At 73.2% G+C, this 18,147-nt stretch carries 17 protein-coding genes; 4 read left to right on the top strand and 13 right to left on the bottom strand.

All coding sequences use genetic code 11. From position 1 onward, the window contains the following. The 6 genes from OIE49_RS10875 to OIE49_RS10900 form a co-directional block, all read right to left on the bottom strand. Positions 1-759, bottom strand: coding sequence for an endonuclease/exonuclease/phosphatase family protein (locus OIE49_RS10875; RefSeq protein WP_401739494.1), 759 nt, complete (start codon positions 757-759; stop codon positions 1-3). Positions 760-848: 89 nt separating this feature from the next. Further along, positions 849-1,802, bottom strand: coding sequence for an ROK family glucokinase (locus tag OIE49_RS10880; RefSeq protein WP_100572317.1), 954 nt, complete (start codon positions 1,800-1,802; stop codon positions 849-851). A gap of 114 nt (positions 1,803-1,916) precedes the next feature. Continuing rightward, positions 1,917-2,498 (bottom strand): DUF5304 domain-containing protein, encoded by a 582-nt coding sequence (locus OIE49_RS10885; protein WP_326802143.1) that lies wholly within the window; start codon positions 2,496-2,498, stop codon positions 1,917-1,919. 57 nt (positions 2,499-2,555) lie between these two features. Next, positions 2,556-3,725, bottom strand: a complete 1,170-nt coding sequence (locus OIE49_RS10890; protein ID WP_326802144.1) for an ArsA family ATPase — start codon at positions 3,723-3,725, stop codon at positions 2,556-2,558. Between the two features lie 133 nt (positions 3,726-3,858). Then, positions 3,859-4,302 (bottom strand): SRPBCC family protein, encoded by a 444-nt coding sequence (locus OIE49_RS10895; RefSeq protein ID WP_100572314.1) that lies wholly within the window; start codon positions 4,300-4,302, stop codon positions 3,859-3,861. 145 nt (positions 4,303-4,447) lie between these two features. Next, positions 4,448-5,203, bottom strand: coding sequence for a metallophosphoesterase family protein (locus tag OIE49_RS10900; protein WP_326806188.1), 756 nt, complete (start codon positions 5,201-5,203; stop codon positions 4,448-4,450). Between the two features lie 283 nt (positions 5,204-5,486). Here OIE49_RS10900 and OIE49_RS10905 point away from each other — a divergent pair, with 283 nt between their 5' ends. After that, on the top strand, positions 5,487-7,283 hold the full coding sequence (locus tag OIE49_RS10905; RefSeq protein WP_326802145.1) for an AMP-dependent synthetase/ligase: 1,797 nt from the start codon (positions 5,487-5,489) through the stop codon (positions 7,281-7,283). Between the two features lie 185 nt (positions 7,284-7,468). On the opposite strand, the gene OIE49_RS10910 is transcribed toward OIE49_RS10905, so the two are convergent. After that, positions 7,469-8,611: a glycosyltransferase family 4 protein gene (locus OIE49_RS10910; protein ID WP_326802146.1), complete on the bottom strand. Its 1,143-nt coding sequence runs from the start codon at positions 8,609-8,611 to the stop codon at positions 7,469-7,471. A gap of 163 nt (positions 8,612-8,774) precedes the next feature. Between OIE49_RS10910 and OIE49_RS10915 the strand changes: the two genes are divergently transcribed. Then, a complete protein-coding gene (locus OIE49_RS10915) occupies positions 8,775-10,025 on the top strand; it encodes a glycosyltransferase 87 family protein (protein ID WP_326802147.1) in 1,251 nt (416 codons plus the stop codon). Here OIE49_RS10915 and OIE49_RS10920 read toward each other — a convergent pair. The 5 genes from OIE49_RS10920 to OIE49_RS10940 all read right to left on the bottom strand — a co-directional run bounded on the left by OIE49_RS10920 (position 10,013) and on the right by OIE49_RS10940 (position 15,446). Further along, the gene (locus tag OIE49_RS10920) at positions 10,013-11,203 is read right to left on the bottom strand and encodes a hypothetical protein (RefSeq protein ID WP_326802148.1); all 1,191 of its coding nucleotides are present in this window, start codon (positions 11,201-11,203) and stop codon (positions 10,013-10,015) included. The two genes, OIE49_RS10915 and OIE49_RS10920, sit on opposite strands and share 13 nt — an antisense overlap. 32 nt (positions 11,204-11,235) lie before the next feature. Beyond that, positions 11,236-12,258: a C40 family peptidase gene (locus OIE49_RS10925; RefSeq protein ID WP_326802149.1), complete on the bottom strand. Its 1,023-nt coding sequence runs from the start codon at positions 12,256-12,258 to the stop codon at positions 11,236-11,238. A gap of 245 nt (positions 12,259-12,503) precedes the next feature. Continuing rightward, the gene (locus tag OIE49_RS10930; RefSeq protein WP_326802150.1) at positions 12,504-13,544 is read right to left on the bottom strand and encodes a C40 family peptidase; all 1,041 of its coding nucleotides are present in this window, start codon (positions 13,542-13,544) and stop codon (positions 12,504-12,506) included. Positions 13,545-13,782: 238 nt separating this feature from the next. After that, positions 13,783-15,132, bottom strand: a complete 1,350-nt coding sequence (locus OIE49_RS10935) for an NYN domain-containing protein (RefSeq protein ID WP_326802151.1) — start codon at positions 15,130-15,132, stop codon at positions 13,783-13,785. 74 nt (positions 15,133-15,206) lie between these two features. After that, positions 15,207-15,446, bottom strand: coding sequence for a hypothetical protein (locus OIE49_RS10940; protein WP_100572306.1), 240 nt, complete (start codon positions 15,444-15,446; stop codon positions 15,207-15,209). A 155-nt stretch (positions 15,447-15,601) separates the two neighbouring features. Here OIE49_RS10940 and OIE49_RS10945 point away from each other — a divergent pair, with 155 nt between their 5' ends. Together OIE49_RS10945 and OIE49_RS10950 are read left to right on the top strand one after the other, a co-directional pair. Next, positions 15,602-16,354: a rhomboid family intramembrane serine protease gene (locus OIE49_RS10945; RefSeq protein ID WP_326802152.1), complete on the top strand. Its 753-nt coding sequence runs from the start codon at positions 15,602-15,604 to the stop codon at positions 16,352-16,354. Next, positions 16,351-16,632: an Lrp/AsnC family transcriptional regulator gene (locus OIE49_RS10950; protein ID WP_100572304.1), complete on the top strand. Its 282-nt coding sequence runs from the start codon at positions 16,351-16,353 to the stop codon at positions 16,630-16,632. Before OIE49_RS10945 ends, OIE49_RS10950 begins: the two co-directional genes overlap by 4 nt. A gap of 111 nt (positions 16,633-16,743) precedes the next feature. Here OIE49_RS10950 and OIE49_RS10955 read toward each other — a convergent pair whose 3' ends face one another. Continuing rightward, positions 16,744-18,129: an aminotransferase class V-fold PLP-dependent enzyme gene (locus OIE49_RS10955; protein ID WP_326802153.1), complete on the bottom strand. Its 1,386-nt coding sequence runs from the start codon at positions 18,127-18,129 to the stop codon at positions 16,744-16,746. Between the last annotated feature and the right edge of the window lie 18 nt (positions 18,130-18,147).

The following is an 18,147-nucleotide window of genomic DNA, read 5'->3' on the forward strand; positions in this document are numbered from 1 at the left end:
CTAGGAAAGTGCCGGGACCCTGAGGGCGGCCAGTACCGGGCGGTGGTCCGTGGAGGCCTTCAGGTCCGCCTCCGTCACTCCCGGCAGGCCCAGCGGTACGCCGCAGCCGAGGATTTCGACGTCCCGGGTGGCGAAGAGGGCGTCGATGCGCCGGTGGGGGCCGGTGGACGTCCAGGTGGCCTCCGCGCCCCAGGGTGCGGTGGCCCAGCCGTCCTGGAGCGAGTCGGCCAGCCGCCGGAACGCCGGGCCGTCCGGGCCCTCGTTGAGGTCGCCGCCCGCCACCGCGTGCTCCACACCCATCCCGGCCAGCCGGTCAAGCAGCACCCCGGCCTGGTCGTACCGCTCCTCCGCGTTCAGCGAGAGGTGGCAGCTGACGACGCCGAGCCGGGCGCCCCCGAACCGGACGACCGCCGTCGCGAGGCCCCGCCGGTGCAGTCCGGGGGTGAGCGGCAGCAGGACGTCCTCGGTGCGTTCCACGGTGGCCCGCAGCGAGCAGAGGATCGCCGGGCCCGAGGCCGTCGCGCCCCCGGTGAGGATCACCAGGTCCGCGGCCGCCGCCAGCCGGGCCAGCTTCTTGCGCCAGCGGAAGAAGCGCGGCGCCTCCTGGACGAGGACGAGATCGGGCGCGCAGGCGCGGATCACCCGGGCCAGCGCCTCGGTGTCGTCCCGCATCGACCGGATGTTGTGGCTCAGGACGCGGATGACGGCGGAACCATCGGGCTCCGTGCGGGAGTTGGGCAGCAGCATGACGATCAACATACGCCGCGGCCGGGCTCACCCGCGGTACGGCGGCGCCCACCGGTCCCGGGCGGACGGGGACGGTGGGCGCGCCCGGGGTGCGACCGGCGCTACATGATCGGGTCGGGCTCCCGGGCGAGGTCCGCCGCGCCCACCAGACCGGCCTTGTTGCCGAGCTGGGCGGCGAGGACGTCGGCGACCGGGCGCCAGTTGCCGCCGACCAGCCAGCGCTTGTAGGACTTGCGGATCGGATCCAGGACCAGCTCCCCCTCGTCGGAGAGTCCGCCGCCGACGATGAACGCGGACGGGTCGAACAGCGAGGCCAGGTCGGCCAGACCGGCGCCCACCCAGCGGGCCAGCTCGCGGTAGGAGTCGACGGCCACCGGACAGCCCTGGCGGGCGGCCACGGAGATGTGCTTGCCCTCGATGCCGTCGGGGGTGCCGTCACCGAGGGCGAGCAGCACCTCCGCGCTCTCGGGGGCGGCGTTGGCACGCTGCTTGGCGTACCGCACCAGAGCGCGCCCGGAGGCGTACTGCTCCCAGCAGCCCTGCGAGCCGCAGCCGCACAGCAGGCCGTCCGGGACCATCCGGATGTGGCCGAACTCGGCGGCCACGCCGAAGTGCCCGCGGCGCAGCTTGTTGCCGATGACGATGCCGCCGCCGAGGCCGGTGCCGAGCGTGATGCAGATGACGTTGCGGTGGCCCTTGCCGGCGCCGAACCTGTACTCGCCCCAGGCCGCGGCGTTGGCGTCGTTCTCCACGACCACCGGCAGGGCGACGCGCGCCTCGACCTTCTCCTTCAGCGGCTCGTTGCGCCAGTCGATGTTGGGCGCGAAGTAGACCGTGGAGCGCTGCCGGTTGACGTATCCGGCGGCGCCGATGCCCACGCCGACGATCTCGTGCCCCGCGCGTGCCCCCTCCACCGCCGAGGCGATGGCGTCCACGATGGCCTCGGGCGTGGTGGGGGTCGGCACCTTGAAGGTCGAGAGGATGTTGCCTTCCTCGTCGACCACGCCGGCCGCGATCTTCGTGCCGCCGATGTCGACGCCGATGGTGAGTCCCATGAATCCCTCAGTTCCGGTCGAGCCCCGCTACGGCAACCGTACCCGAGGCCCTGCCGTGGAATTCGCGTCGTCCGGACGGTCGGTCGAAGTCCTCCGGCCGAGTCGTCCGGGCGGTCAGTCCAGGTCGATTCGCTCGCCGCCGCCGGTGCCCTCACCCGGGTCGCGGCGCTCACCGGGGCGGGTGTCCAGGTCGTCGAGTTCGTCCCGCGCGGACTCGTCCGCGCGGGACGACGTCCAGCGGCGCTCCTGGGACTCGACGGCCGAGCGGTACGCGGCGAGCAGTTCACCGCCGGCCGCCGCCAGGTGCTCGAACACCTCGGGGTTGCGCTCCACGACGGGTTCCACGGCCGCCTTGGCCTGCTGGACCATCTGCCGCACCGCCTGCTCGGCCGCGGGTCCGGCGAGCGCGCCGAGCAGCGGCCCCTGGATCGACGACAGCTTGTCGGCGACGGTGTCGACGAACTTGCGCAGCTCCTCGGCGGCCGAGCCGGGCGGCGGGCCGTACCGCGCGCGGCGGCGGGCCTGCTCCGCCGCGAGGTCCTCGGCGCAGGCCGTGGACCAGGCGTCGGCGTCCGTGGCGCGCCGCTCCCCCGGGTCCCCGGCCTCGCTCGGACGGGCGGTGTCCTCGCGGCCGCCGGGCTCCTCCTGAGCGGCGTCGTCCCGAGCGGCGTCGGACGGTGGGCGCTCTTCGCTCATGGCGGGCTCCTGACTACGGTTCGTCCTTACGACGTTACCCGAACGGGGGTACGCGCTTCATCTCTCGCGGGGCCACAGCGCGGGGTCCGGCGCGAACCGGATCCGCAGCTCGCCGTCGCGCAGGGCGGCCCCGTCGACGGTGCACCGGCGCAGCGCCGAGGGCAGCGGCACGACCCGGCGGAACGGCCCGGCGGTGACCGCGAGTTCGTCGCCGAGCCGAATGAGGTCGAGCTCCTCGCGTATGACACCGGGCAGCGGGATGTTCCACACGAGGACTCCGTCCTCGGCGAGCCGGTCGGTCACGGGCCACTCGACCGGGGCGGCCGCCGGGGTCGCGCCGGGCACGGCGAGGGCGGCGAGGTCGTCCAGGCCGCGCGGGTCCCGGCCCAGGTGGGCGGCCGGATGGACGGCGTACGTCTCCCGCCACTCGTCGAGGGTCTTGCGCTGCTGCGCGACCGGGCCGGCCAGCCAGGAGTCCGCGGCGGTCTCCGGCAGGACCCGGCCGGCGACCAGGCACTCCACGGCCAGGCCCCGCACGGCCAGGCCCAGGGCGGCGTGCCGGACGGCGTCGGCGCCGGCCGGTCCCGGCTCGGCGACCAGGCGTACACGGGTGTCGCGGTCGGCGACGACCGCGGCGACGGCGGCGAGTTCGACGTCCCAGCGTGCCGCCGTCTCGTACAGCCACTCGGCCGGCATGGGGACGCCGGCGAGCCGGCCGAGCACCGGCCGCAGGGCGCGGGCCGCCTGCCGCTCCGGCGGGAGCAGCCGGCGCAGATAGCGGCGCAGTTCCTCGGGCAGCGCGAGCAGGGCGAGTGCCTGCGGCGCCGGCGGCAGGTCGACGACCAGCAGCTCGAACCGCTCCGACAGGGCCGCGTCGCGCAGCGCGCGCAGCAGGGCGAGCTCCTCGGCGCCCGGCAGCGGGGTGACCTCCTCGGGGTCCAGACGGGAGGCTCCGAGGAGGTCGAGCACGTTGCGCGCGCGGTCCTGGAAGGCGGTGAGGTCGGACCGGAAGCCGGCCGCCGCGTCGGGGCGCCAGGCGGTCAGGCGCGGCGCGACGGACACCGGCTCCGCACCCGTCGGCACCCCGAGCGCCGCGCCGAGGGAGTCCGTGCGGTCGGCGCTGAGCACGAGGGTCTCGACGCCGTCACGGGCGGCGGTCAGTGCGGTGGCGGCGGAAACGGTCGTACGGCCGCTGCCGCCCGGGCCCGTGATCAGGAGGGTGCGCATGATGCTGAACGGTAGTGGATCCGACCGGGTCGACGGACCGGTCGCCGCCCGGGGACGCGCGTCCTGAGTGGACCCCTGCCGTCGGTCCCTGTCCCCGGCCCCGGGCCGCCTGCGGACCGCCGTCCGCGCGCTCCTACTTCTCGCCCGACTCCACGCGCTTCTTCAGGCCTGCCAGGGCGCGGTCGATGATGACCTTCTCGGCCTTGCGCTTGATCATGCCGAGCATGGGGATCTTGACGTCCACGGTGAGGCGGTAGGTCACCTCGGTGCCGTGCGCGCCCGCGGGCCTGAGGACGTAGGAGCCGTCCAGGGAGCGCAGCATCTGGGACTTCACCAGGGTCCAGGAGACCTCGTGCTCGCCGGTCCAGGTGTACCCGAGGGTCTGGTCGTCCTTGATGGCGCCCGCGTCCATGACGAGGCGGACCTGCTGGGCACGGCCCTGGTCGTCCGTCTTGAGGACCTCCGCCTCCTTCACCTCGCCGGTCCAGTCCGGGTAGCGGGCGAAGTCGGCGATCACCCCCATGACGTCGGCCGGTGGCGCCTCGATCGTGATGCTCGAGCTGGTGTGTTCCGCCATCGCCGTGGCTCCTCCAGATGCGGGCCGGTAGTGCGGCCGGGTGAGGCCGGTGGTGCGCTCCTCGTGCGCATGTGTGTGCAGCGTGAAGGCTACCGCGCGCCCGGCCGCCGGACTCCACCCCCACCTGCGCGATCGGCCGGATCCCTCACCATTCGAGCACCCAGGGTCGGCCGCTGCCGGCGAAGTGGCCCACGTTCACGCATTCGGTCGCGCCGATCCGCATCCGCCGTACCAGCGGCTGGTGGACGTGGCCGAAGAGGGCGTACCGGGGGCGGGTGCGGCGGATGGCCTCCAGCAGGGCGCGGCTGCCGCGCTCGAAGCGGCGCGCGACGGTGTCGTAGACGAGGTCCGGGACCTCGGGCGGGATGTGCGTGCAGAGGACGTCGACCTCGCCGACCCCCTCGATCTTCGCCGCGTACTCCTCGTCGCCGATCTCGAACGGGGTGCGCATGGGGGTGCGCAGGCCGCCGCCGACGAAGCCGAAGACACGGCCGCCGATCTCCACCCGCTGCCCGTCGAGCACGGTGGTGCCCTCGCGGGCGTACTCCTGCCACAGGGCCGGCATGTCGACGTTGCCGTAGGTGGCGTACGTGGGGCTGGGGAACGCGGCGAAGAGCTCCGCGTACTGCTTGCGCACCGCCTGTTCCATCACCGTGGCCCGGTCGCCGTCGATGCCCGCCCACAGCCGGGCGCCGAGCTCGCGCGCCTCGGTGAAGCGGCGGGCGGTGCGCAACTCGACGATACGGTCGGCGTTCTCCACGCCGAACAGGTCGGGGAAGATGCCGCGCGAGTGGTCGGCGTAGTCGAGGAAGAGGATCAGGTCGCCGAGGCAGACCAGGGCGTCGGCGCCCTCTCCGGCCCGGGCCAGATCGCGCACGTTGCCGTGCACGTCGCTGACCACATGGATGCGCGTTCTGCTGTGACGGGCCGATGTGGGTGCCATGGCGATCAAGCGTAGGCGGGCGTGGCATACGTGAACAGTGGCGGCCGGAAACGCCGTTACTGGCCGGTCATTCGGCGGGTCGACTACTGTGCGCAGGGGAACATCGATCCGTGTGACGCAGCGAACATCTCGCCGGGTCCCCCTGTCGAAGAACCATACCGGCGGGTAACGTCCGGCCCGTCCAGTCCTCTCTGGATTTCAACAACGTCATGGCGCCGGCGCCCTATGAGGAGCAGCAGTCTTGCGCGAGTTCAGCCTTCCGGCTCTGTACGAGGTCCCTGCGGACGGGAATCTGACCGACATCGTCCGCAGAAACGCCGCGCAGCATCCCGACGTCGCCGTCATCGCGCGCAAGGTGGACGGCGCCTGGCAGGACGTCACGGCTCGGGCCTTCCTCGCCGAGGTGCACGCCGCCGCCAAGGGCCTGATCGCCTCCGGCATCCAGCCCGGTGACCGGGTGGGCCTCATGTCCCGCACGCGGTACGAGTGGACGCTGCTGGACTTCGCGATCTGGAGCGCGGGCGCGATCACCGTGCCGGTGTACGAGACCAGCTCGCCGGAGCAGGTTCGGTGGATCCTCGGCGACTCGGGCGCGACCGCCTGCGTGGTGGAGCTGGACCAGCACGCGGCCGCCGTCGAGTCGGTGCGCGAGACGCTGCCCGCGCTGAAGAACGTCTGGCAGATCGAGGCCGGAGGCGTCGGGGAACTCGGCCGGGCCGGCCGGGACATCAGCGACGCGGCGGTGGAGGAGCGCGGCTCGCTGGCGAAGGCCGACGACCCGGCGACCATCGTGTACACCAGCGGCACCACCGGCCGGCCCAAGGGCTGTGTGCTCACCCACCGGGCCTTCTTCGCCGAGTGCGGCAACGTCGTGGAGCGGCTGCGCCCGCTGTTCCGCACCGGCGAGTGCTCGGTGCTGCTCTTCCTGCCGCTGGCGCACGTCTTCGGCCGGCTGGTCCAGGTCGCCCCGATGATGGCGCCGATCAAGCTGGGCTGCGTCCCGGACATCAAGAACCTCACCGATGAGCTGGCCGCGTTCCGCCCCACGCTGATCCTCGGTGTCCCGCGGGTCTTCGAGAAGGTCTACAACGGGGCGCGCGCCAAGGCGCAGGCCGACGGCAAGGGCCGGATCTTCGACAAGGCGGCCGCCACGGCGATCGCCTACAGCAAGGAGCTGGACAGCCCCTCGGGCCCCTCGCTCGGTCTGCGGATCAGGCACAAGGTGTTCGACAAGCTGGTCTACGGCAAGCTGCGCGCGGTGCTCGGCGGGCGCGGCGAGTACGCCATCTCCGGCGGCGCCCCGCTCGGCGAGCGCCTCGGGCACTTCTACCGCGGTATCGGCTTCACGGTCCTTGAGGGCTACGGCCTGACCGAGTCCTGCGCGGCGACCGCCTTCAACCCCTGGGACCGGCAGAAGATCGGCACGGTCGGCCAGCCGCTGCCCGGCTCGGTGATCCGGATCGCGGACGACGGGGAGGTGCTGCTGCACGGCGAGCACCTGTTCAAGGAGTACTGGAACAACCCCGGCGCGACGCGGGAGGCGCTGGCCGACGGCTGGTTCCACACCGGTGACATCGGCACCCTCGACGAGGACGGCTACCTCAGGATCACCGGCCGCAAGAAGGAGATCATCGTCACCGCGGGCGGCAAGAACGTCGCCCCGGCCGTGATCGAGGACCGCATCCGGGCGCACGCGCTGGTCGCGGAGTGCATGGTGGTGGGCGACGGGCGGCCGTTCGTGGGCGCGCTGGTCACCCTCGACGAGGAGTTCCTGCGCCGCTGGTGCGCCGAGCACGGCAAGCCGGCGGATGCCACCGCGGCCTCGCTGCGCGACGACCCCGACCTGAACGCGGCGGTCCAGGCGGCGGTCGACGACGGCAACGCCGCGGTGTCGAAGGCGGAGTCGGTGCGCAAGTTCCGCATCCTGTCCTCCCAGCTCACGGAGGAGTCGGGGCACGTCACGCCGTCGATGAAGCTCAAGCGGAACGTGGTGGCGCGGGACTTCGCGGGCGAGATCGAGGCGCTCTACGCCAAGTAGCGCACCCCCTAGGGCCTGTTGCGAAAGTCCCGCCTGCCTCGCGACGCCATGCACGCACTCTCGCCGCACCAGGCCCTGACCCGAGTACATCCAGTACGAGGGCCAGGGCCCGGCACGCCGAGAGCACGCACCTGACGCCGCGAGGCCCGCCCTCCGTGCGGACGACGGGACTTTCGCAACAGGCCCTAGAGCAGTTCCTCCAGCCGCCGGGCCAGCAGGTCCCAGCGCCACCTCTCCTCGACCCAGGAGCGTCCCCGCTCCCCCATGCGGCGGCGCAGGGCGGGGTCCCCCAGGAGCGCGACGACACGGTCGGCGGCCTCCTCGGGGGAGCCTCCGCGCACGACCCAGCCGGTCTCGCCGTCGAGCACCGCGTCGGGCGCGCCGCCGGAGTCCCCGGCGACGACGGGCAGTCCGGTCGCGGAGGCCTCCAGGTAGACGATGCCGAGCCCCTCGACGTCGAGTCCGCCGCGCCGGGTGCGGCAGGGCATGGCGAAGACGTCACCGGCGCCGTAGTGCGCGGGCAGCTCGGCCCAGGGCACCGCGCCGGTGAAGCGCACGGAGCCGGACACCCCGGTCCGCTCCGCCAGGGCGCGCAGCTCCCTCTCGTACGGTCCGCCGCCGACGATCAGCAGAACAGCGTCCGGTTCGGCGGCCAGGATCCGCGGCATGGCCAGGATCAGCGTGTCCTGCCCCTTGCGCCTGACCAGCCGTGAGACGCACACGACCACCGGCCGGTCGGTGAGCCCGAGCCGGGCCCGCACCTCGTCGCCGCCCGAGCCGGGGTGGAACGTCTTCTCGTCGACGCCCGGGGGCAGTCGCACCATCCGTCCGGCCGCCTCGGGGGTGAGCGCGGTGGCGATCCGGGAGCGGGTGTACTCGCCGAGGTAGGTGATCGTGTCCGTCGACTCCCCGATACGGCGCAGGAGTCCGCGGGCGGCGGGCAGCTGCGCCCATCCCGCCTCGTGCCCGTGGGTGGTGGCGACGAGCCGCTCGGCGCCCGCCCTTCTGAGGGCCGGCGCCATCAGCCCGAGCGGCGCCGCCGCCCCGAACCACACGGCGGTGCAGCCGTGTTCGCGCAGCAGCCCGACCGCGCGCCGGGTCGCGCCCGGGGTCGGCAGCAGCATCGTCGTACGGTCGCGCACGACGGTGAAGGGCTGCTCCGCGTCGAACGCGGCGGTCGCCTCGGCGCCCTCCCTGCCCCGCTTCCAGGTGGAGGCGTAGACGACCAGCCGCTCCGGGTCGAGACGCAGTGCCATGTTGTGCAAAAACGCCTGGATCCCGCCCGGCCGGGGCGGAAAGTCGTTGGTCACGATGAGGGTCTTGCGCACAACCGCCGAGCCTACCGAACCGGTCCGGCGCCACGGCCCACGGCCGTGCCACCCGCCCCGCGACGGCCGGTCGCGGGATCATGTGCCCCGCGACGCGAAACACGCGAAGCGCATGAATCGTGCGAACCGGACGGACCGGTCGGGACTGCGGGAGAGGAGAGGAGTGGACGGGACAGGTACCCGGTGGGGGCTCGCCGGGGTGCTGGTGGTCTGGGGTGTCAGCCGGGTCGTACTGCTGCTCCTCGTGTTCAAGGTGATCGGCTTTCCGGGGCCTGACGACGTCACGGTGGATGTGTCGGTGACGTATCAGGGCTGGTACGAGGTACTGCGACAGGGCGGGTTCCCGGTCGGCGACGTGACCTGGCAGTACCCGCCCGCCGCCGCGCTGGCGATCCTCTCCCCCGCTGCCCTGCCCTTCCTCGGCTACACCGCGGCCTTCCACGTGCTGGCCCTGCTGGCCGATCTGGCGGTGCTGTGCCTGCTGCTGTGCGCCGGCCGGCGGCCCGGCCGCCCGCTGCGCGGCGCCTGGGTGTGGACGGCGGGCGCGCCCCTGCTCGGCCCGGTCCTGTACGCGCGCTACGACGTGATGGTGACCGCGGTGGCCGTGGCCGCGCTGCTCGCGGGCGCCCGGCACCCGCGAGCCATGGGCGCGCTGGCCGGTTTCGGGGCGCTGCTTAAGGTGTGGCCGGTCCTGCTGCTGCCGGGCCTGCGGGGCGCGGCCGGGCGCCGGGCGTGGACGGCGGCAGCGGTGACCGCGGTCGCCCTCGTCTCGCTGTTCGCGCTCACCATGCCCGGCGCCCTGTCCTTCCTGACCGCGCAGCGCGACCGGGGCACGGAGGTGGAGGCACCGGCCGCGCTCGTCCTGCACCTGGCCCGGCACTACGGCTGGCACGGACAGGTGCTGCTCACCTACGGCTCGCTGGAGTTCTCCGGCCCGTACACCGACGTCGTGAGCACCGCGTCCTTGGCCCTGACCGTAGCCGCCCTCGGCTGGCTGCTGCTGTGGCGGCCGCGGACCCGCCGCTTCCGCCCGCACACGGCCGCCGACGCGGCCTTCGCGGCGGTACTGCTGTTCACGGTGACCAGCCGGGTCCTCAGCCCCCAGTACCTGGTGTGGCTGATCGGGCTGGCCGCCGTCCGCCTGTGCTTCCGGGACGACGGCATGCGGCTGCCGGCCGGCCTCGTCCTGGCGGCGGCGCCGGTGACGGTCCTGGAGTTCCCGGTGTACTTCGCGCACGTCGTCGCGAGCGACCTCCTCGGCGTCACCCTCCTGCTGCTGCGCAACGGCCTGCTGGTGGCCGCGGCCGTGACCGCCTGCCGGGCCCTGTGGCGCTCGACGGTCACCGCCGCGCCCCGGACCCGCCCGCCGGAGCAGACCGCCCGGCCCGCCGCCCGGCTCGATCAGCCCAGCTGACGCACGAGGTACGCGCGCCACTGCTCGGTGAACCGTTCCAGGGTGGTGCCGAGGACCTTCCGCAGGGCGTTCTCGACCGCGCCCTCGCGGACGCCGTGCGCGCCGACGGCACGGTAGAAGTCGTCCAGGCGCCGCTCGCCCCACTGGTCGGCGATCATGCGGCAGGCCGTCCAGCCGCTCTCGTAGGCCCGGGCGAGCCGGGCCGGATCGCCGGCGAAGCCGAAGTCCGCGTCGGCCGGCAGGGCGGCGGGGACGTCCCCGCCGGTCACGGCCCGCCGCAGTTCGGGCGCGGCCTCGTCCGCGGTGCGGCCGGTGCCGCGGTAGCCGACCCAGTCCGCGTAGCCCTCGGACAGCCACAGCGGGGTGGCGGCGTTGGTGTGGGCGCGGGTGGCGACGTGGGTCGTCTCGTGGGTGAGGACGACCTGCTTGCCGAGCGGGCCGAGCATGCCGTACGCGGCCGGGTTGACGATGATCCGGTCCGCGGGCGCCCGGCCCGCGCCCCCGGTCTCGCCCGTGGTGACGGCGGCGATGCCGCGGTAGTTGGACGCCGGCGAGCCGAGCAGTCCGGCCATGCCCTCGAGGGACCCGGGGACCAGCAGGACGACGTGCCGGCTCCAGTCCGTGCCCCAGGCGTCCGACACCGCGGGTATCGCGCGGTCGGCCAGACGGGCGTAACCGCGCAGGTCCGCGTCGCCGTGTCCGACGCCGAGCACGAGGCTGCCGCGCCCCTGGACCACCGAGACCGTGCCCTGGTCCCACAGCTGCTCGGCGGACTTGCTCCGCGGCCGGTCGGAGTCGACGTACCACTTCCCGTCGGCGCCGGTGGACAGGGTCAGCGTGCGGCCCGCGGTGACGGGCGCCTTGTCGTATCCGGTGACCCGGTAGCGCAGTTCGGCCTGCGCTACCGCGGTGTCGCCGCTGCGGCGCAGGCTCTTCAGGCGGTAGGTCCAGTCCGTCAGCGGGACGGCCCGCACCCGTGCGTACGGGTCCCGGGTCCCGGTGGCCGCGTACGCCGCCGGGTCGTGGTGGAGGACCGCCGACGCCCGCCGGTCGAGCACTCGCTGCACCTCGGCCCTCGCGGTGTCGGCCGCGGACGGCCCGCCGCAGGCCGTCAGGGACGCCAGCAGCAGGCACACCGCCATCACCGAGGATTTCGACACCCGCCCACGACCAGCCATTTCCCGATCGTACGGCGGCACCGGGACGGCCGTCAGACCCTGGTCACCGACGAGATCGGCATCATGTTCACCGGGTCGTAGCGCACCGGCGCGCCCGGGTGGGGCGCGTGAATCACCCGGCCGTTGCCCGCGTACATCGCGACATGGCCGGCGTCTGAGCGGTAGACGACCAGGTCGCCGGGCCGGGCCTCGGACAACGGGATCCGCCGGCCCGCGTTGCGCTGCTCCTGAGAGGTGCGCGGCAGATGCACTCCGGCCTGCGCGTACGACCACTGCATCAGGCCCGAACAGTCGAACCCCGTGGGCCCGTTGGCGCCCCAGACGTAGGGACGGCCGAGGGCGGAAAGGGCGGCGGCGAAGGCGGCGGCCGCGCGGCCGGAGGCGGCCGGGCCGGCGTCGGGACCGGGGAAGAGGTCCTCGCGGCCGGACCGGGAGGACCGGTCGTAGTCCGCACGCTCCGACGCGGGCAGGGCGGAGAGGAGTTGCCGGGCCCGGGCGAGCTTCCGCTCGATCGTCCGCTTGTGGGTCGCGGCCGCCTTGCGGTTCCTGTCCAGTTCGGCGAGGGAGCCGGTGGCCTCGATGCGGTCCTGCGAGAGTTCGCGCAGCACCCGCCGCAGGTCCTTCAGTTCGCCGGTCTGGTGGTCGGTGATCCGGTCGAGCGTGGCGGCCCTGTCGAGGTAGTCGGCCGGGTCGCGGGAGAACAGCAGGGCGATCGACGGGTCGAAGCCGGAGCGGTACTGGGCTCCGGCCAGCGAACCCAGCGACTCCCTGAGGTCGTTGACGCGCTGCTGCCGTCGGGCGATGCGGTCCTGCAGGTCGTGCACACGGGTGCGCAGGAGGTCGGCTCGCTCACCTGCCTTGTCGAAGGCCTCGGTCGCCTTCTCGGCCTCCTGGTGGAGGCGGTCGACCTCGGACCGGGCGTCGCCGTGCGGAGCGGCGACGGCCGAGGTGGCCGGTACGGCGCCGAGAGCGGCGGCGGCGACGGACAGAACGCAGAACGCTGCGCCCGCGCCACGGTCGAACCCGGACGGTGCTGGGCGGCGATGAGACCCCACGGGAAGCCGTACTCCCTCCACTGGCGGACACTGACCGCTTCCCGTGACCGGGGCGCCGAGCGCCCGGCCCGCGGGAAACGCGCCAGACAGTAGCCGCGCGGACACACCGCGGCCAAAGTCGCCGAGGGGGCACCGAACGCGGCCGCCCCGCCTCTGACGCAGGTCAGGGCGGGGCGCGGGGTCACCGTGGGGTGCCGGGATTCGCCCGTTCGGGCGAGTGGGAGAGGGGCTCTCCCGGAGAGGCGTCAGATGCGGACGCCGAACTGGAAGGGCATGTTGCTGATCGGCTCGTAGCGCACGACGGTGCCGGTGCGCGGGGCGTGCAGCACCTGGCCGTTGCCCGCGTACAGACCGACGTGGTGCTGGTCGCCGTAGAAGATGATCAGGTCGCCGACCTGGAGCTGGCTCTGCGAGTAGATCCGGGTGCCCGCGTTGGCCTGCGCCTCGGAGGTGCGCGGGATGCTGACACCGGCCTGGGCGTACGCCCACGAGGTCAGACCCGAGCAGTCGTAGGAGGACGGACCGGTGGCACCGTAGACGTAGGGCGAGCCGATCTTGGACTGGGCGGCGGCGAACGCGGCGCCGGCCCGGCCCGAGGCGGGGGCGGCGGCGGCGTTGCCCAGCTGCACACGGTCGGCGGAGGCCCGGCTGGCCCGCTCCTGCTCGGCGGCGAGGTCGGCCTTCTCCTGGGCGGTGAGGCTGTTCAGGAGCCGCTGCGCCTCGGCGAGCTTGCCCTGGACTTCCGTCTTCTTCTTGCCCAGCTCGGTGCGGGTGGCGGCGAGGTCCTTCAGCTTCGAGGAGGCCTCGGACCGCTCCTGGGCGAGCTCGCGCTGCTTGTCCTGGATCTTCTTCAGCGCCTCGACCTGCTGGCCGCTCAACTGGTCGAGCGTGGAGGCCTTGTCGAGGTAGTCGTCCGGGTCGGAGGACAGGAAGAGCTGGAGCGAGGGGTCTATGCCACCGGTGCGGTACTGGCCTGCGGCCAGCGAACCGAGGCCGTCGCGCAGCTTGTTGAGATCCTGCTGGCCGCGGGCGACGTTGTCCTGGATGGTGGAGATCTCCTTCTGGAGCTTCTCCTGCTTCTCCTTGGCCCCGTTGTACTTCTCGGTGGCCTGCTCCGCCTGCTGGTAGAGGTCGTCGACCTTGGACTTGACTTCGTCCTTGCTCGGCTTCGCGCTCGGGGCTGCGTTGGCGGCCTGGGCACTGATCGCTACGGCCGCTGCCGCCGCGGTGGTGAGCACAGTCACACGCGTACGGCTGGGTTGCTTGGGTCGACGGTGGGACGCCACGGAAGCGAGCTCCTTCTTCTGAGTGATCACCCGCTCGGAGGTTCGAGCTCGACCCTAGTGACCTCATCGTGATGAATTCAAATCCTGCGGCGGAAAATCCCACCACTCGCTGCATTCTTTGCCCATAACTCACCAGCAGTGACGGCCTATTGACCCTGCGTCGCGTGACGCTTCCGGCCAATTCGGGAATGCGGCCCGTATGTTGCACTTAAGGCTTTTCGCGGCCCTAAGTCCGTTTTCAGCCGCGCGAGAGCCGCTTCAGGAGCACCACCGAGGCCACCGGCCGGGCCCCCGCCTTCGCGACCCCGTCGGCGACCTCGCGGTCGGTCGAGGCGACGATCACCGGCCGGCCGGGCGGCTCGGCCCGCACCAGCTGTCGGATCAGCTCGTCCGCCGTGACCCCCGGCTTGGAGAACAGCACCCGCACACCGCGCGGCGGCGCGAGAAGCACCGGCGCGACCAGCTCGGCCCCGTCGAAGACACAGGTGACCTCGGCGCCGGTCTGCGCGGCGAGCTGCGAGAGCTGACCCAGCAGCCTCAGCCGCTGCTTCTCCAGCGGCATCTGCGGATAGCCGGTCTTGGTGACGTTGTAGCCGTCGACGACCAGATGCGCCTGCGGCAGCGCGAGCAACTGGTCGAGAATCGCCGGGTCGTGCTCGGACAGCGCACGGGCGGCGATGTCCTTGGGGGTCATCCGGCCCGGCTCCACCGCGTCCACGGTCTCCGCCGGCCGCACCGACACCGGCGGCAGCGCCAGCTCCCGGCGCAGCCCCTGGGCCGCGTCGAGGACGGTGTCCAGCAGCAGCCGCACCCGCATGTCCTCCACGCTGCGCCCCTCGCGGGCCGCCCGGCGGGCGGCCTCCAGCGCGGCCTCCGTCTCCCCCAGGCGCGCCTTGAGCCGACGGGTCTCACTCTCGGCGCCGGACACCTGCGCCTGACCCTCGGCCCGCGCGGCCTCCAGCTCGCCCCGCGCCTTGCGCAGCGCGGCCTCACCGCGCTTGACGTCGCTGTGCGCGGCCCGCAGCCTGCGGTGCAGCGACTCGGCTTCCTTCCGGGCGGCGTCCAGCTCGGCCCGCAGCCGCTCGGTGTCGGCCCGGTTCTGCTCACGGGCCGCCGCCAGCTCGGCGCGCAGCCGTTCCAGCTCGGCCCGGCTCTCCTCGTCGGCGCGCTCGGCGTCCGCCCGCTGGGCCTCCTCGCCCGCGGCGGCGACCAGCTTCACCCAGCCCGGCGGGCGCAGCACGTAGGCCGCGGCCGCCACGTCGAGCGGGTCCGCGGCCGGGGGCGGCGAGCCGGAGTCGAGGGCGGCCGACAGCTCCGGCTGGGCCTCCTTGAACTTGTCGCCGACGCGCTGGCGGAACAGCGGATCGGTCTCGAGCGCGGCCGCCATCGCGTTGCCGGCGAACTTCGCCCTGCGGCTGGGCGTGAACCGGGCGTACTGCCGCAGCTGCGCGGGCAGTTCCCCGAACGTCAGTGCCCCGAAGGAGTCGGAGACGATCTGGACGACCCGGCGGCGCACTCCGTCGGGCAGGGGACGGTCGAGCACCTCGGCGGCGCCGTCGCCCGGCCCCCCGCCTTGTGTCTCCGCCATCCGTCACCCCAATGCCTCAATGCCTCAATACCCCGCGGCCTCCCGCGGGGGTCGCCCGTACGGGCCCGTTCCGCTCAGGAGCCGGCGCCCGGCCTGTCCACGAGTTCCACCTGGTCCACGGCGTTGCACCAGCGGCAACGCACCGACTCGATCGTCTCACTGACCACCTCGCGCTCCTCGACCTGCGGCTCTCCGGCCAGGTCCAGGTGCACGTACTCGACGACCTTCGACGAGCGGGTCACGTCGAAACGGGTGAGATTGCCGCACAAGGTGCAGCGCCACCGCGTCGTCGCGGTCGGCAGGGGAACCGTCATCGTGACTGTCCGCTTCCTTCTGTGGTCCGTGACGCGCCAGTTTCCCTGGGCGTGTGGCACGTAACCCTACGGCCTGGCGGGGACTCGGCGCCGGTCCATCCATGGCGGCGAGGCGGTCTGTGCGGTTGCGTCCCCTTACGCCATGCTCTGTGCACATGATCGGCAACAGGTACACGGTGGCCGCCCGGACGATCGAGGCGGCCAGGGCGGTACGGAGCATGCAGGCGCCGGTGACGTGCGCCCTGATCGTCCTGTGCTGTCTGCTCTTCGTGACCGGCCCGGCCTCGGGTCTCAATCCCTCCTACGGCACCGGGGACGCGCTGCTGCTCGCCCAGCGGGCCTACTTCCGGCGGTGGGGCGTGGTGCCCGCCGACTTGTTCACCGGCTCACCGCGGGCCGCCCTCACTCCCGCGACGGCCCTGTTCGTGCACGGCAGCTGGGTGCACCTGCTCGGCAACATGCTCTTCCTCTACGTCTTCGGGGCGATGACAGAGGAGCGCATGGGCCGCGTCCGGTTCACGTTGTTCTACGTCGGCTGCGGCTACCTGGCCCTGGTGGGCTACGCGGCCGCCAACGCCGCCTCCGGGCAGAGCCTGGTGGGAGCCTCGGGCGCGATCTCGGCGGTCCTCGGCGCGTTTCTCCTTCTGTTCCCCAGCGCCCGGGTGACCAGTCTCTTCCCGTTCCTGTTCTTCCTGCCGCTGCGTTTTCCCGCGTGGGTGGTACTGCCCTTCTGGGCGGCCCTCCAGTGGCTGGCCGCGGGGCGCGCCGCCGAGGGACCGCAGGTCGCCTACCTGGCCCATGTGGTGGGCTTCGCCCTGGGCTTCGCCTGCGCGTGGGCCTGGTCCGGCCGGAAGACTAGAGTGAAGCCCGCCCCTGCTCCGGCCCCCGAGGGAGAGAACCAACCGTGATCACCGCGATCGTCCTCATCAAGACCAGCGTGGACCGGATCCCCGAGATCGCCGAGCAGATCGCCTCACTGGACTCGGTCAGCGAGGTCTTCTCCGTCACCGGCACGTACGACCTGATCGCCATGGTCCGGGTGCGGCAGCACGAGGACCTCGCGGAGGTCATCCCGGGGCGGATCAGCAAGATCCCGGGCGTCGAGGGGACGGACACGCACGTGGCCTTCCGCACGTACTCGCAGCACGACCTGGAGGCGGCGTTCGCCATCGGCCTGGACTCCTGACCGGCGCGAACGCCTGACCACGACGAACGCCTGACCACCACGGACGCCTGGCGGTTCCGGACGTCCGACGGCCCCGGGCTCCTCAGCGCCCGGGGCTCCTGAGCGGGCGGATCACACTGCGGGGACGCAGCGGCCGTCCTCCGTGCGGTACGTCCACTTCGCACCCTCGCGGACCAGTTCCCGCACCGCGGCCACGAAGCGGTCCACATGCTCGTCGGGCGTGCCCGCGCCGAAGCTCACCCGGATGGCGTTGAGGGACTTCTCGCCCGGGGCGGCCTCGGGCGCGCCACACTCGCCCTGGCTCTGCGGATCGCCGCCCAGCAGGGTGCGGACCAGGGGGTGGGCGCAGAAGAGGCCGTCGCGGACGCCGATGCCGTACTCGGCGGAGAGGGCGGCGGCGAAGTGGGAGCTGTTCCAGCCCGCCACGACGAAGGAGATCACGCCGACCCGCGGGGCGTCGTCGCCGAACAGGGACAGGACCCTGACCTCGGGCACCTCGGCCAGACCGGCCCGCACCTTGCGGATCAGGTACCGCTCACGCGCGACGAGGTCCTCGAAGCCGGCCTCGGTCAGCGCCGCGCAGGCCGAGGCGACGGCGTAGGCGCCGATGACGTTCGGGGAGCCGGCCTCGTGACGGGCGGCCGACTCGTGCCAGAGCACGTCCACGGCGCCGTCGGCGCGCCGCGCCACCGTGCGGCTGGCGCCGCCGCCCGCGAGGTACGGCTCGGCCTCGCGCAGCCAGTCGGCACGGCCGGCCAGGACGCCGGAGCCGAAGGGCGCGTACAGCTTGTGGCCGGAGAAGGCGACCCAGTCGACGTCGAGGTCGCGGACGGACACCGGGTGGTGCGGGGCGAGCTGGGCGGCGTCCAGGACGATCCGGGCGCCGTGCGCGTGGGCGGCGGCGGCCAGTTCCCGTACGGGCCACAGTTCGCCGGTGACGTTGGAGGCGCCGGTGACGCACACCAGGGCCGGGCCGTGGGGGGCACGGTCGGCGAGGGCCCGCTCCAGGGTCGCCACCGCGCGCTCCGGGGTGCGCGGGGCGTCGAGGTACGTCACCCGCGCGTCCCGCCACGGCAGCAGCGAGGCGTGGTGCTCGGTCTCGAAGACGAAGACCTGGCAGTCTGCGGGCAGCGCGCGGGCGAGCAGGTTGAGGGAGTCGGTGGTGGACCGGGTGAACACCACCTGGTCCTCCGCACGGCAGTCCAGGAACTCCGCGACCGTCCTGCGGGCGTTCTCGAACAGGTCGGTGGAGAGCTGGGAGAGGTAGCCGGCGCCGCGGTGGACGCTGCCGTAGTACGGCGCGTACGCGGCGACGTCGTCCCAGACCCGCTGGAGGGCGGGCGCGCTGGCCGCGTAGTCGAGCGCCGCGTAGGTGACCTCCCCGCCGGTGACGAGGGGGACGGTGACGTCGCGGCCCAGCACGGGCAGCGGCTCCGGGATGTCACGGCGAACGGACTGGTCGGCGGGAACGGTGGTCACGGACGTGGACACGGACATGGGTGAACTCCCGTGGAA

The organism is Streptomyces sp. NBC_01788 (assembly GCF_035917575.1).
GTDB lineage: Bacteria > Actinomycetota > Actinomycetes > Streptomycetales > Streptomycetaceae > Streptomyces.

What these genes read in the sequence shown, in the direction of transcription:
- OIE49_RS10875 (WP_401739494.1), bottom strand. Translation starts at nt 759, where the DNA reads ATGTTGATCGTCATGCTGCTGCCCAACTCCCGCACGGAGCCCGATGGT.
- OIE49_RS10880 (WP_100572317.1), bottom strand. Translation starts at nt 1,802, where the DNA reads ATGGGACTCACCATCGGCGTCGACATCGGCGGCACGAAGATCGCGGCC.
- OIE49_RS10885 (WP_326802143.1), bottom strand. Translation starts at nt 2,498, where the DNA reads ATGAGCGAAGAGCGCCCACCGTCCGACGCCGCTCGGGACGACGCCGCT.
- OIE49_RS10890 (WP_326802144.1), bottom strand. Translation starts at nt 3,725, where the DNA reads ATGCGCACCCTCCTGATCACGGGCCCGGGCGGCAGCGGCCGTACGACC.
- OIE49_RS10895 (WP_100572314.1), bottom strand. Translation starts at nt 4,302, where the DNA reads ATGGCGGAACACACCAGCTCGAGCATCACGATCGAGGCGCCACCGGCC.
- OIE49_RS10920 (WP_326802148.1), bottom strand. Translation starts at nt 11,203, where the DNA reads ATGGCTGGTCGTGGGCGGGTGTCGAAATCCTCGGTGATGGCGGTGTGC.
- OIE49_RS10935 (WP_326802151.1), bottom strand. Translation starts at nt 15,132, where the DNA reads ATGGCGGAGACACAAGGCGGGGGGCCGGGCGACGGCGCCGCCGAGGTG.
- OIE49_RS10940 (WP_100572306.1), bottom strand. Translation starts at nt 15,446, where the DNA reads ATGACGGTTCCCCTGCCGACCGCGACGACGCGGTGGCGCTGCACCTTG.
- OIE49_RS10945 (WP_326802152.1), top strand. Translation starts at nt 15,602, where the DNA reads ATGATCGGCAACAGGTACACGGTGGCCGCCCGGACGATCGAGGCGGCC.
- OIE49_RS10955 (WP_326802153.1), bottom strand. Translation starts at nt 18,129, where the DNA reads ATGTCCGTGTCCACGTCCGTGACCACCGTTCCCGCCGACCAGTCCGTT.